Origin of the sequence: Amycolatopsis vancoresmycina, from assembly GCF_000716785.1 — a bacterium.
Taxonomy (GTDB): domain Bacteria; phylum Actinomycetota; class Actinomycetes; order Mycobacteriales; family Pseudonocardiaceae; genus Amycolatopsis; species Amycolatopsis vancoresmycina.
The window spans coordinates 1-14,272 of record NZ_JNYY01000040.1; the positions used below are offsets into that span (position 1 = coordinate 1).

Below are 14,272 nucleotides of genomic sequence, written 5' to 3' on the forward strand. Positions count from 1 at the left end.
CAGCCGCCAGAACCCCTCCCTGCTGGCCGGCGCGGGCGACCTCATCTCGACGGCCAAGGACCTGAGCACGTTCATCACGGCCCTGCTGGGCGGCCGGCTCCTGCCTGCCGCGCAGCTGGCGGAAATGCTTACTCCGCACGGCAAACTCGGACTCGGCCTGGGACTGTGGATCCAGGACCTGGGCGACGGCGGCACTTGGTGACGAAGTTCTTGCCCAGGACGCTGTTGATCTGGTTCAGCGTCGACACGGGCACCTTGCTGACCAGCTGACGCGCCCAGTGCTGACCGGTCCGCTCGGCCGCCTTGCCCACGATGGTCGACGAACCCGACTGGCCGAGCAGAATCCCCATCACCAGCGTCCGCCGGCGCTCGATCTCGTCCAGCCGGACCCCGTGAACCTCGGCGACCGAAAGCACGAACAAGACGCTCAGTTCAAGCGAGGAAAAAGCCTCGCCCGCCGACAGCGCCAGCGCGACCCCGGTACCGACAGCAGGCGCCGCCGCCGTCGCCCCGACCGCGGCGCCGGTGCCCGCCAACGCACTGACGAACATCCGCTCCAGGGTGCGCACGACCTCCGCCGGTGTCGCCTCCGGATTGCGCTGACGGGCCCGGGCGATGTTCTTGCGCACCAGCGGCGCCTGCACGCCGACGGCCTTGTCCAGCAGCGCGAGGACCGGCTGCCCCGGCCCGCTCGACGCCGGCATCGGTCCTTCAAGCGCATAAGAGGCCACCGCGAGCTCCTTCGCGTCGTCACGTTGACGCCCAGTCTCGCAGCCGCCCCGCCGGGGCCCATCGGCCGCCCACCACGGTCGTTCGAGGACTTCGCCGCAGCCGCAACGTGGTGCCGACCCGCGCGGACCGGCGGCGTCGTCTTCGGTAGGTTCGGCGGATAGCGCAGCCTGGCCTCGAGCCGTGGCCGGTCCCCTGCGCGTCCTCGCCGGGGATTTCCGGATCGTGCCGTCACCCGTCCGTCCTCGGGCAACCAGGTCGGCTCACAGGCTGATCCGGATCCCGGAGGTGTACTTGACCGGCTCCTGCACACCGGTTGCCCGGATTTCCAGCGGAATTCCTTCCCCGCCGAACCGCGTTCGAGCGAAATCATCCTTCCACGAGCTCAAGGGGAAGTACACCACCAAGCTGTTTGCCGGATGAAGCAGGTAGGGAAAGGTCTTGCGGCAGTCCGCCGAATCGGCTTTCTCTTCTTTGCACCAGATGGTCGGCCCGTCGAACGTCGAATCGACCCAGTTGTCGGGAGATATCTCCATTCGAGCGGTCCGCAGGGTGGTGTCAGCCCGGCCGTTGTTGGTGATCGACACCTTCATCCACACCTCGCTGTACTTCTCGAACATGTCGAAGTTCACGACCGGGTGTTCGGAGTCGTCGCGGTTCGCCGGCACCGGCTTCTTGTTGTCGTCGTACTGCACCTGCAGCTGACTGGTCACCGACACCACCGGTCCCGACATCGCGAACTGTTCCTTGAGTTCCGCTGTCTGCCAGAAGGCGACAACCAAAGCCGCGACCGAGACAGGCAGCGCCAGAATGGAAGACCAGGTCTTCAACGCGGACCCTCTGGTACCCGCCATCGACTCCTCCGAACCCATGCTCGCCATGGTGCGTTCCCGCCAGTACGACAGAGTTCGATATCGCTCGACGGCGTGTTACCGGCGCACGCCACGCACACCGCAACGTTACGGATTCGACATCGGCAGCCGGATCGGCCGAGCTCGCACATCGGCCCGAAGCGCAAGGCGCTGCCCGTGCCAGGAGGGTGATGCCGTCGACGGCTTCAGCTGACGGTCACCCGCGGGGTCAGGCGAACCGGGCATTCCGGGCCACCGGTCGCCGCCACCCCTTCCGGAGGGCCGTCCCGGGAACCTCCCGAAGGGACTTCCGGGCAAACTTCCGCCAACACTCGTCAGCACACGGTGGTGTGGTGTTAACTGTCGAGACAGACAGAGAGCGTTTCCCCGACCTCCCCCGCGACGGCACAGTGCAGTACCGGTTCGCCCCGCCCCGCCCGGAAAGGCCGTCCTCGAATGCGAGTGTCCGCCCCGCTGTCGTCCGGTCAGCAGCGCCTTTGGACCGTTTCCCAGCTCGAAGGGGCCGGGCCCGCCTACAACGAGACCATGGCCTTCGCCCTGCGCGGGCCGCTCGATCACGAGGCGCTGCAACGGGCCTTCGACGCCCTCGCCGACCGGCACGAAGCCCTGCGGACGCGGATCGTCGTCGAGGACGGGCGGCCGGTGCAAATCGTCGAACCGGCCGGTCACGGGTTTCCGCTCACCGTCACCGAGCGGCCGGGCGACGCGGCCGGGGCGGCGGCGGAGCCGTTCGACCTCACGCGGGCGCCGCTCGCGCGGGCGCGGCTGGTGGTCGGGGCGCCGCCCCCCGACTGCCACGCTACCGGGGACCACCGACGGTTTCCGGCCGGTGATCACCTCCTGCTGATCACCGTGCACCACGTCGTCTTCGACGGCTGGTCGCGGTCGCTGCTGCTGCGGGAACTCGGCGTCCTCTACGCCGCTCAGCTGAGCGGCGCGGATCCCGGCCTGCCGCCCGCGCGGCCCTATCGCGACCACGCCCTGGCGCAACAGGAGTGGCTGGGCGGGAACGGGCCGGCGCCGCACGAGGACTACTGGCGGGAGCGGCTCGACGGGGTGCCGCCGGTGCTGGACCTGCCCGCCGACCGGCCGCGGCCCGCGCGGCAGGACTTCCGCGGTGCGCGGGTGCCCGTCGCCCTCGGGCCGGACCTCACCGCCCGGCTGAAGGCCGTGGCGCGCGAGCACGGTGTCACGCTCTACTCCACCATCCTGACCTGCTGGTTCATCTTGCTGAACCGCCTTTCCGCGCAAACTGACATCGTTGTCGGCGTGCCCACCGCGAACCGCGGCGCCGCCGGGGAGCACCCGGACACGATCGGGTTCTTCGTCAACACCCTGGCCGTCCGCGCGGAACCGGCGGGCCCGGTCACCGGCGCCGAGTTGCTCAAGCAGGTCCGCGCGGCCCTGCGGGGCGCGATCGAGCACGCCGGGCTGCCGTTCGAACGGGTCGTGGAACTGGTGAACCCGCCGCGCAGCCCGGCCCACACCCCGCTGTTCCAGACGATGTTCGCCTGGGTGCCGACCCAGCACGACCTCCTCGAGCTGCCGGACGTCGACGTCGAGCCCCTCGACGTCGAGTTCGCCCCGGCGAAGTTCGACCTCGCGCTCAACCTGGCCGGCGAGGACGGCGACGTCCGCGGGCACCTCGACTACGCCGTCGCCCTCTTCGACCGGGACACCGCCGCGCGGTACGGCCGCTACCTCGTGCGGCTGCTCGACCAGCTGGCCGCGCGACCCGGCGACGGCATCGCGAGCTACGAACTGCTCGACGACGCCGAACGTCGCGAAATCCTCACCGCCTGGAGCACCGGTCCGCGCCCGCACCGGCGTCCCGGCGGGCTCGTCGACCGGTTCACCGCCCACGCCGACGCCGCCCCGGCCGCGCCCGCGCTCGTCTGCGACGACCGGACCTTCACCTACGGCGAGCTCGACCGCCGCGCCACGAAGCTCGCGAACGCCCTGCGCCGCCGCGGCGCCGGGCCCGGCGGGGTCGTGGCGATCCACCAAGGCCGGTCGGCCGAACTGGTGGTTTCGGTGCTGGGCGTGCTGAAGACCGGGGCCGCCTACCTCCCGCTCGACCCGGCCCAGCCGGCGGCCCGGCGGGCGGCGATGGTCGAGGACGCGCGGCCGGTGCAGGTGCTGGGCGACGACGTCGGCGCGCTGGAAGCCGAAGGCGACGAAGTCTGGAGACCCGTCCACACCGGCCGGCACGAAACGGCCTACGTGATCTACACCTCGGGGTCGACCGGGCGGCCGAAGGGGGTCGCCGTCACCCACCACAGCGTCCTCGCGCTCTTCGACCAGTGGCTGGACCGCTTCGGCGCGACGCCGGGTGAAGCGACGTCGGCGTGGTCGAGCATCGGCTTCGACGCGTCAGTGCACGAACTCCTGCTCCCCCTGACCACCGGCGCCGTGCTGCACGTCGTCCCCGAGGACGTCCGGCCCGATCCCGCGGCCCTGATGGCGTGGCTACGCGACCACCGGATCGTGCAGGCGTTCCTGCCACCCGCCTACGTCCGGTGGATCGACGAAGATCCCACGCGCGTCCATGGGCTCGCGCTGCGGCAGGTCCTCACCGGCGTCGAACCACTCCCGGAGGCGGCCCTCGCGCGGTTCGCCGCCGCCCTGCCGGGCCTGCGGATCTGCTTCGGCTACGGGCCGACCGAAGCCACGCTCTACGCCACCGCGCACTGCGACCCGCAGCCACGCGACCGCCCGGCCCCCATCGGACGGCCGCTGCCCGGATCACGCCTGTACCTGCTGGACGACCGGCTGCGCCCGGTGCCGCCGGGGGTGGTGGGCGAGGTCTTCCTGGCCGGCGACTGCCTGGCCCGCGGCTACCTGCACCGGCCGGAGCTGACCGCGGACCGGTTCGTGGCCGACCCCGTTGTGCCCGGCGAGCGGATGTACCGGACCGGTGACCTGGCGAGGTGGCTCCCCGGCGGCGAAGCCGAGTACGCCGGCCGCCGCGACGACCAGATCAAGCTGCGCGGGTTCCGCATCGAACCCGGCGAGGTGACGGCCGCGCTGCTGGCCGTGCCCGGGGTCCGGGAGGCCGCCGTGCTGGTGGACCGCGAAGGCGAGCCGCGGCTCGTCGCCGGCGTCGCGGGCGGCGGGCGGACGCCGCACGAGTGGCGGGCCGCGCTGGCCGGGCGGCTGCCGGACTACATGATCCCGTCGGTGTTCGCGGAGTTCGACCGGCTGCCGCTGAACCGCAACGGCAAACTCGACCGCGACGCCGTCCTGGCGCACGCCCGCACGAGCGCACCCGCCGCCGTCAACACCGCCGCCCCGCGCGACCACGTCGAACTGGCGCTGCTGAAGATCTGGCGCGACCTGCTGCTGCACCCCGCGATCGGCGTCTCGGACGGCTTCTTCGACGTCGGCGGCACGTCGATCTCGGCGATCAAGCTGGCCCACGCGATCGGCACCGGGTTCGGGCGCGAGCTGCCGATCCGGGACGTCATCCTGCACCCGACCATCGAGGCGCAGGCCGCGCTGCTGCGGGCGGACCGCCCGCCGGAGACCGGCAGCCTGATCGAGTTCCGCCGCGGCGCCGGGCGGGCCCGGGTGGTCTGCGTGCACCCGGCCGGCGGCACGGCGTTCTGCTACCTGCCGCTCAGCGCGCTCCTGCCCGAGGACGCCGGGGTGCTCGGGATCCAGTCCCCCGGGCTCAACCCCGGCGAGGAGCCGCTGCCGAGCGTCGAGGCGATGGCCGAGGAGTACCTGCGGCTCGTCGGGCCGCGGCCGGACGAAGCCATAGTCCTTTGTGGACTCTCCTACGGCGGCCTGGTGGCGTACGAGATGGGCAGGCGGCTGGCCGAGCGCCACCCGCGCGTCAGCGTGGTCCTGCTCGACACGGCCGCCACCGACGACCCGGCCGCGAAGGCCGCGATCGAACCCGTTCCGGCGGCCGAGTTCCGGGAGAAACTGGTGCGCTTCAACGGGATGTACCCGGGCATCGAGGACGCGCAGATCGAGCGCTACCACCGCACGTACAACCACAACCGCCGCACCGCGCGCGAGCACGACCCCGGCGAGACCGCGGCGCGGGTGGTGTTCGTCCAGGCCGTCGGCGAGGACCCGATCCCCGGCGCGGCCGAGTTCTGGCGCCGCCGGGCCCGCGGCGGGTTCGAGGTGGTCCCCGCGGACTGCGGGCACTGGGACATGCTCGAAAGCGACGCCCTGCCGCTGGTCGCCAAGCTGATCTCGGGCGAGCTGGCGGCCCGATGACCTCGATCGCCCGCCGCGTCCACGATCGGGCCCTGCGGCACCCGGACGCCCTCGCCGTGTCCGACGGCGACCGGCACCTGACCTACGCCGAGCTGAACGCGGGGGCCGCCGCCGTCGCGGAAGCGTTGTCCCGGCGCGGAATCCGCCCGGGTGACGCGGTCGCCGTCGGCCTGCCGCGCTCGCTGGAGCTGGTGCAGGTCATGCTGGGCGTGCTCCGCCTCGGCGGCCAGGTCGTGCCGCTGGACCGGCAGAGCCCGCCCGCCCGCCGGGACGGCATCCTCGCCGACGCGGGTGCGGTCGCGGTGATCGAGGACGAGCTGCCCGGGCTGGTCCCGGTCGAGCCCGGGATCCCGGCGGAGCCCGCGCCGGCTTCGTTCCTCTTCTCCACGTCCGGCACGACCGGGCGGCCCAAGGGCGTCGAGGTGCGCGACGCCGGTGTCCTGCGGCTGGCCGAACCCGGCTGGCTCGACATCGGCACCCGGTTCGCCTGCCTGGCCAACCCCGCGTTCGACGCGATCAGCTTCGAGGTGTGGGTGCCGCTGCTGACCGGCGGCACGTGCGTGATCCTCGACGACGACACCGTCCGGGACCCGCGCGCGTTCGCCGATGCCCTGGTGCGCGAACGCATCGACACGATGTTCGTGACGGCGACGCTGTTCAACGCGGTCGCCGAGACCGTGCCGGGCAGCTTCGCCACCGTGCGGCGGGTCGTCATCGGCGGCGAGCAGCTCAACGCCCCGCTGATCCGCCGCTGGTACCGGGACAACCCCGACTCGCCGACGCGGCTGCAGAACGGGTACGGCCCGACCGAAACGACGACGTTCGCGCTCAGCTACGCCATCCCGCGCGGCTTCGACGGCGACGTCGTGCCGATCGGCCGCCCGCTGCCGGGCACCGGCGCGGTTGCGGTGACGCCCGACGAACGCGTTGCCACCGAAGGGGAAGTCGCCGAGCTGTACCTCTCGGGCGCGGGCGTCGCGCTCGGCTACCGTGGGCTGCCCGCGGAGACCGGGCAGCGGTTCGTCCGGCTGCCGTGGCTGGACGAGGGCCGCGCGCGGTTCTACCGCACCGGCGACCTGGTCCGCGTGCTCCCGGGCGGCCGGTACGCCTACGCCGGGCGCACCGACCGCCAGGTCAAGGTCCGCGGGTTCCGGGTCGAGCCGGGCGAGCTGGAGCAGCGGCTGCTCGCGCACCCGGAGATCCGGCAGGTCCACGTGGCCGTGCGCCGCGCGGCCACCGCCGAACTGCTCGCCTTCGTCGTGGCGGGCGAGCTTTCGTTCGAGGCGTTCGAAGCGCACCTCGCCGAGACCGTGCCGGTCTACATGCGGCCGCACCACGTGTTCCGCGTCGGCGAGCTGCCGCGCAACGCGAACGGGAAGGTCGACGAAGTCGCGCTCCTGGCCGGCGGGTTCCCGGCGTGGCGGCCGGACACCGGCGGCGCGGCGACCGCGTGGGAACGCGAAGTCCTGGACGCCGTGTCGGAGACGCTCGACGTCCCGGATCTCCACCCGGGCGACACGTGGCTGCGGTCCGGCGGCGACTCGCTCAAGGCACTGCGGCTGCGGTTCGCGATCCGCGACCGCTGGGGCGCGGACCTCGCCCCTTCGGTCGTGCAACGCGGGACGTTCGCCGATCTCGCCGCCGCGGTCGCGGCCGCGGGCCGGGCGGCGTACCCGGAGCCGGGCCCGCCGACGAGCGCGAAGTCGGCCCCGGCCACCAGCGAACAGCAGCGGCTTTGGTTGCTGCAGCAGCGAAATCCGGCGTCCACCGCGTACCACGTGCCGCTGGCGTTCGAGGTCACCGGCGAGCCCGACCTCGACGCGCTGCGCCGGGGCGTGCGGGAGCTGGTGGACCGGCACCCGGCGCTGCGCACCGCGTTCGAGGCCACTCCCGACGGCCTGCGGCAGGTGGCGCAGGCGCCGTACGACCCGTGGATCGAGCCCGGCGGCGACTTCTTCACCGCCCCCTTCGATCTCACGTCGGGGCGGCTGCTGCGCGCGGCTTGGCGGCCCGGCGGCACGCTCCTGCTTTGCCTGCACCACATCGCGGTCGACGGCTGGTCGCTGAACATCCTCTTCCGCGAACTGTCCGGAGTGGACCCGAAGCCGGCCGCGCACACGCCGTTCGACTTCGCCGCGTGGCAGGCCCGCTGGTTCGCCTCCCCCGGGTACCGCGCGCAGCTGACCGCCGGCGCCGACGACGCCGAGCCGCTCGGGGAAGCGTCACTGGCCGGGCGGCTGCACACGACCCGGATCGACCGCGAACGCGTCGACGCGTGGGCCGCGGAGCTGGGTCTGACGCGGTTCCAGCTCCTGCTGGGCGTGTTCGCCCGGAGCCTGTCCGCGGTGACCGGGCGGACCCGGCCGCGGATCGCCGCGCCGGTGGCGAACCGGCCGGTGCGGGCGTTCGAGGACGGTGTCGGGATGTTCGCCAACACCGTGCGGCTGCCGTTGTCCGTGGACCCGGGTGAAGACCTGGCCGCCCAGCTTCGGCGACTCGGTGAAGCAGCGGGGGCGGCCCTGGACGACCAGGACGTCGCCTTCGCCGACCTCGACCCCGGCTACGCGGCCTTCGACTACCTGTTCGTCCTGGAGAACACCGACTTCGCAGCGCTACGCCTGCCCGGCTGCTCGATCAGTCCACAGTGGATCGAAGCGGCCGAGGCGAAGTGCGCGCTCACGCTGTCGGTGGTGGAACGGCCGGATGGCTTCGACTGCCTGTGGGAGTACGGGGAGGGCCACTTCACCGAAGCCGAGGTGGCCGCCCTCGGCGAGGTGTTCGACCGTGCCCTGCACGGCGACGCCCGGACCCCGGACCACCGCGACCACGGCCGTGGTGCCGCGGCGGACCTGACGTGGGACACCGTCGCGGAAGGCTTCGCGCGGCAGGTCGCGCGGACGCCCGGGGCGCCGGCGCTGATCGGCGAGACCACCCTGACCTACGCCGAACTGGACGCGCACGCGGCCCGGCTCGCGGCCACCCTGCCCGCGGACGCCACCGACATCGCGCTGTACTTCCGGCCGTCGGCCGAGCACGTCGTCGCGCTGCTCGCGCTCGCACGGCTGAACATCACCGCCGTGCCGCTGGATCCCGCGTACCCGCCGGAACTGCTGCGCGCCATGCTCGACCGCGTCCGGCCGCGGTGTGTCCTGCTCGCGCCGGGGGAAACGTTCGAGACCGACGTCGAACAGCGGCACGTCACGCTCACCGGCGGGCCGGTACCGGATGTCCCGGCCCGGCACGCCGGACGTCCGCTCTACACGCTGTTCACCTCGGGGTCGACGGGCGTGCCGAAGGGCGTGCGCGTCCCGGACCGGACCCTGGCCAACCTGCTGCAGTGGCAGGACGCGCCGCCCGCGGCGACCCAGCAGTTCTCGATGCTCTCCTTCGACGTCTCGTTCCAGGAGATCTTCACGACGCTCTGCGGCGGCGGGGCGCTGCACCTGGTCCGCCCGGAGTGGCGCCACGACGTCCCGGCGCTGCTGGCACGGCTGGAACACGCGGGCATCGAACGGATCTTCCTGCCGTACGTGGCATTGCAGCTACTCGCCGAGCACGGTGTGCGGCTCGGCCGGTACCCGTCGCGGCTGCGGGACGTCGTCACCGCCGGCGAGCAGCTGGTGTGCACGCCGGCGATCCGCCGGTGGTTCGCCGGGCTGCCCGGTGCGCGGCTGCACAACCACTACGGCCCGACCGAAACCCACGTCGTCAGCGCGCTGACCCTCGACGGCGACCCGGCGGCGTGGCCCGAACGACCCGCCATCGGCCGTCCGGTGGCGAACGCCGTCCTGCGGGTCGCCGACGCCACGGGCGCGGCCCTGCCGCCGGGGCAGGTCGGCGAGCTGCTCATCGGCGGTCTCGCGGCGAACCGCTGCTACCTCGGCGACGCGGCGCCGGAGAAGTTCGCCGAGCTGCCGGAGCTGTACTACCGCAGCGGCGACCTCGCGCACTTCGACCGCGCCGGGCTGCTGCACTTCGACGGCCGGGCCGACCGGCAGGTCAAGCTCAGCGGGCACCGCCTCGAACTCGGGCAGGTCGAGGCCGCGCTGCTGCGGCACGCCGACGTCGTCAACGCGGTCGTCGCGGTGGACGGCGGCCGGCTGACCGCGTTCCTGGAGTGCCGCCGGACGCCGTCGGCGGCGGAGCTGGCCGGCCACCTGCGGCCGCTGCTGCCGCCGCACGCGCGGGTCGAGCGCTTCCGCGTCGTGGACGCGTTGCCGCGCACGCCGAGCGGGAAGCTCGACCGGGACGCCGCGCCCCGCACCCCCGGCTCCGACCTGCGGCGGACGGCCCCGGCCGCGTCGAGCGAGCTGGCCGCGCTGTTCGAGGAGGTGACCGGCGCGCCGATCGGCCCCGACGAGACGTTCTTCGCCGCGGGCGCGACCAGCCTCTCGCTGATGCGGTTCCACCTGCGCTGCGCGGAAGCCGGGTACCGCTTCACCGCGGCCGACCTCTTCGAGCACGTCACCCTCCGGGACCTGACGCGCCACCTCGAGGGCGGCCCGGCGGCGGCCGCGCCGGCTTCCCGGCTCGCGGCCGAGGAGCCGGTGGCCGTCGTCGGCATGGCCGTGCGCCTGCCGGGCGCGCGGGACCTGGCGGCGTTCTGGGACCTGGTCGTTTCCGGCCGCCGCGGCATCGAGGAGTTCCCGGCCGCCGAGGGCCTCGTCGGCGCGCGCAGCCTCCTGGCCGATCCGCTGGGCTTCGACCCGGAGCACTTCGGGATCAGCCACCGCGACGCCGGCCTGATGGACCCGCAGCAGCGGCAGCTGCTGATGGCCTGCGTGGAGGCGCTGGCGCACGCGGGGATCACGTCGGGGGCCGGGGTCGGGCTGATCGCGGGCTGCGGCGAGAACACCTACTTCCGGCAGATGCTGCGGGAAGCCGACCCGGTCGCGCTGCCCGACGGCTTCCAGCTCGCCCTGCACCACGAGAAGGACTTCCTGGCCACGAAGGTCGCCTACCACCTCGACCTGACCGGTCCGGCGCTGACGACCCAGACGGCGTGTTCGAGTTCGCTGGTGGCGGTCCACCAGGCGGCGGGGATGCTGCGCGGCGGCGAGGCCGACGTGATGCTGGCCGGCGGGGTGCTCGTCGACGTCACCCTCGCCGAGGGCTACCGGTACCGGCCGCAGCACATCTTCTCGGCCGACGGGCACTGCCGCCCGTTCAGCGACGACGCGGACGGCACGGTGGGCGCGAGCGGCGTCGGCGTCGTGGTGCTGAAGCCGCTTTCGGCGGCCCGCCGCGACGGCGACACCGTCTACTCGGTGCTCACCGGCTCGGCCCTGACCAACGACGGTGCGGTGAAGCAGAGCTACAGCGCGCCGTCCCCGGCGGGGCAGCGCGCGGCCATCCGGGCGGCGCTGCGCCGGGCGGGGCGGTCCGGGGCCGACGTCGGGTACGTGGAGACGCACGGAACGGGCACCCGGCTGGGTGACCCGATCGAGGTGGCGGCCCTGCGCGAGGCGATGCCCGACGCGGCGGACTGCACCCTGTCGTCGGTGAAGAGCCAGCTCGGCCACCTGGGCGCGGCGGCCGGGGTGGTGGGCCTGATCCGCGCGAGCTTGGCGGTGCACCACGGGGTGCGGCCGCCGACGGTGGACTTCCGCGCCCCGAACCCGGCGCTGGACCTGGGGCCGTTCCGCGTGCCGGCGGCCGCCGGACCGTGGCCCGCCGGGCCCCGGGTGGCCGGGGTGAGCAGCTTCGGCATCGGCGGGACGAACGCCCACGTGGTGCTGGAGCAGGTCCGCCCGGCCGCTCCCCCGCGCCCGGATCCGGTGCGGTGCCTGGTTCTGTCGGCCCGCAGCGCCGCGGCCCTGCGTCTGGAGGCGGCCCGGGTGGCGGCGTACCTGGCCGCGCACCCGGAGTCCTATGAGGACGTTCTCCGGCACCTGCAGTCGGGCCGCACCCCCGAACGCTGGCGCATCGCGGCGTCCTGCGAGGACGCAACCACGGCCGTCGACTGGCTCCGCACGGCCGAGCCCCAGGAGGTCGTGAGTGGTAAGGCGCGTTCTAACCCTCCTTACCACTCACGACCAGCCGCGGCAGACCGCCCGGCCGAGGTGGCCGCGGACTGGGTGGCCGGGGCGGCCGTCGACTGGGGCCGGTCGCCTGCCCCTGCGCCGTGGGACTTCCCGCCGCCCGCCTTCGCCGAGCGGGACTTCGGCTTCCCGCGGAAGGCCGCCGTCGCGAAGCTGCCCGAAACCGCGTGGCTGCACCAGCCCACCTGGGTGCGCCTCCGGCGGGCGGGAGCCGCCGCCCGGACCGATCGTGTCCTCGTCATCTCCGGTGCGGGCCCGCTGACCGCGCCCGCGCTCGACGCCGCCTACCCGCGCGTCGTGCGGGTGCACGCGGCCGGGCACTTCGCCCGGCTCGGTCCCGACGCCTTCGAAGCCGATCCCGCCGACGCCGCCCAGCTGCGGCAGGTCCTCGACGCGCTGCCCGGCCGGGACGTCGACTGGCTCCACACCCTGCCGCTCGGCATCACGGGTCCCGTCGGCGAAACCTCGCTGGACCGCGCCACCTGGGCCTGCCTCGACACCCCCGCCGCGCTCCTGCGCGCCGCCCACGACCGTCCCCTCCGGACCTGGTGGGTTTCCGCCGGAGCCGCGGCCGCCACCACCCCCGTCACGCGGCCCGAAGCCGGGCTCCTCGCCGGGATCACCAGCGTCGGGCCGCAGGAAAGCGGCGTTCCCGGGCACTGGGCCGATCTGCCCGGCCCGGACCTGGATCCCCTCGCCGACCTCCTCACCGGCCCGCCCCCGCCCGCGCGCGTCGCCCTGCGCGGCGGGTTCTGGTGGACGCAGGAAAGCGCGCCCGTCCGGCCCGGCGAGCCCGTCGTGCCGGACGGCACCCACCTCGTCCTGGGCGGGACCGGCGGCCTCGGCACCGCGATCGCCGAAGAGCTGCTGACCCGCACCACCGGCCGGGTCGTCCTGCTCGCGCGCCACCCCTTCCTGCCCGAAGCGCTCAAGCCGTGGGCCGACCGCGTCGACCTGCTCGCCGCCGACCTCACCACGCTCACCGCCGACGACATCGACCTCCCCCTCGCCGGGATCGTGCACGCGGCCGGGAACCCGGACGGCAGCCTGATCGCCACCCGCGGTGAAGGCACCCAACGTGTCAAGCTCGCCGGTGCCCTGCTCGTGGAACAGCTCGCCGAACGCCACCGGCCCGCCTACGTCGTTTACTGCTCGTCGCTGTCCGCGCAGTTCGGCGGCACCGGCCAGCTGGACTACGCCGCCGCCAACGGGTTCCTCGACGCACTCGCCCACCGTGACGGCCCGGCCGCCCGCCTCTCTCTCGGCTGGGACGTCTGGCGCGACACCGGGATGGCCGTCACCGCGCTGGAAACCGACGCCCGCCACCAGGCGCACCTGGCGGTCGGCCTCAGCGTCGAAGAGGGCCGCCGCACCTTCGCCCGCGCGCTGGGCTCCGGGCTGCCGCAGGTGCTCGTCGCGACGACCGGTCTCGAAGCCGCCCGTGGGTTCCACGAACGCGACACCGCACCGGCGGCGAAACCCGCCGTGGCGGACCTGACCGAGGAGGTGTGCGCCCTGCTGGGCGTCGCCGAACTGGACCCGGACGTGCCGCTCTACGACCTGGGGGCCGACTCCCTGACCCTGCTGGACATCGTCGAATCGGTGAAACGCCTCCACGGCGTCGACCTCGACCTCGCCTGGCTCGGCCCGGAGGTGACGATGGCCGCGCTGCTGGCCAAGTTCTCCGAAGCCGCGAGCCCGGGTGAGGTCGAGGTCCAGGTCTGGCGCGAGGGGACGGCACCGGACGTCGTCTGCCTCGTGCACCCGGTCGGCGGGGACGTCCACGCGTACCGGGCCCTCGTCGAGGCCCTGGATCCGGCGCTCGGTGTCTGCGTGATCGCCGATCCGGCGCTGAGCCTGCCGGACCCGCCCGGCTGGTCCATAGTGGACCGTTCCCGGCGATATCACGCTGCCCTGCACGGGAAACTTCCCGGACGCAGCTGGCAGCTCGCCGGGTGGTCGTTCGGCGCCTGGGTCGCGGCCGGGATGGCCGCCGAGGCCGAGGCGGCCGGGCAGCCGGTGCGGGCGCTGCACCTGATCGACCCGCCGCCGCCCGGCGCGGGCGCCGCGGACTACAGCGACGCCCAGCTGGAGACGGTGTTCGAGCGCGAGCTGGGCGCCTCCGGCGGCACCGCCGGCGAGCACGCGCACAAGCTCGCCCGCGCGTGCCGGGCGAACCTGCGCAGCATGGCCGGCCACGCCCTGCCCCGCCTGAGCGCGACGCCCAGCCACGTCTGGCTCGCCACCGAACCCGAGCCCGGCCTGCCGGTGACCGGGCGCGACGGCTGGCGCGCCCTGCTGCCGGAACCGAGCCGGTGGCACGAACTGCCCACCACCCACTACGGCATCGTGCGCACCCCGCACGTCGCCGCGGTCGCCGCCGCCATCGGACGCTGA

The 14,272-nt window shown here is 73.9% G+C and carries 4 protein-coding genes and 1 pseudogene; 3 read left to right on the forward strand and 2 right to left on the reverse strand.

Going from position 1 to position 14,272, the window contains the following annotated elements; genetic code table 11:
* Nucleotides 1-202: pseudogene (locus OO60_RS47620) on the forward strand (serine hydrolase); the annotation flags it as partial.
* Here the strand turns inward: OO60_RS47620 and OO60_RS43760 are convergent.
* Both OO60_RS43760 and OO60_RS43765 read right to left on the reverse strand, forming a co-directional pair.
* Complete coding sequence (locus tag OO60_RS43760) at nt 129-731, reverse strand: hypothetical protein (RefSeq protein WP_209441432.1); 603 nt, start codon at nt 729-731, stop codon at nt 129-131. The pseudogene OO60_RS47620 and the gene OO60_RS43760 sit on opposite strands and share 74 nt — an antisense overlap.
* Nucleotides 732-992: 261 nt before the next feature.
* Complete coding sequence (locus OO60_RS43765; RefSeq protein WP_155848944.1) at nt 993-1,601, reverse strand: hypothetical protein; 609 nt, start codon at nt 1,599-1,601, stop codon at nt 993-995.
* A gap of 435 nt (nt 1,602-2,036) precedes the next feature.
* Here OO60_RS43765 and OO60_RS43770 point away from each other — a divergent pair, with 435 nt between their 5' ends.
* Both OO60_RS43770 and OO60_RS43775 read left to right on the forward strand, forming a co-directional pair.
* Nucleotides 2,037-5,834, forward strand: a complete 3,798-nt coding sequence (locus tag OO60_RS43770; protein ID WP_244885675.1) for a non-ribosomal peptide synthetase — start codon at nt 2,037-2,039, stop codon at nt 5,832-5,834.
* Nucleotides 5,831-14,272 (forward strand): AMP-binding protein, encoded by an 8,442-nt coding sequence (locus OO60_RS43775; RefSeq protein WP_033263611.1) that lies wholly within the window; start codon nt 5,831-5,833, stop codon nt 14,270-14,272. The genes OO60_RS43770 and OO60_RS43775 overlap by 4 nt, the downstream gene beginning before the upstream one ends.

Coding starts and splice junctions, on each gene's coding strand:
- OO60_RS43765 (WP_155848944.1), bottom strand. CDS start 1,601: ATGGGTTCGGAGGAGTCGATGGCGGGTACCAGAGGGTCCGCGTTGAAG.
- OO60_RS43770 (WP_244885675.1), top strand. CDS start 2,037: ATGCGAGTGTCCGCCCCGCTGTCGTCCGGTCAGCAGCGCCTTTGGACC.
- OO60_RS43775 (WP_033263611.1), top strand. CDS start 5,831: ATGACCTCGATCGCCCGCCGCGTCCACGATCGGGCCCTGCGGCACCCG.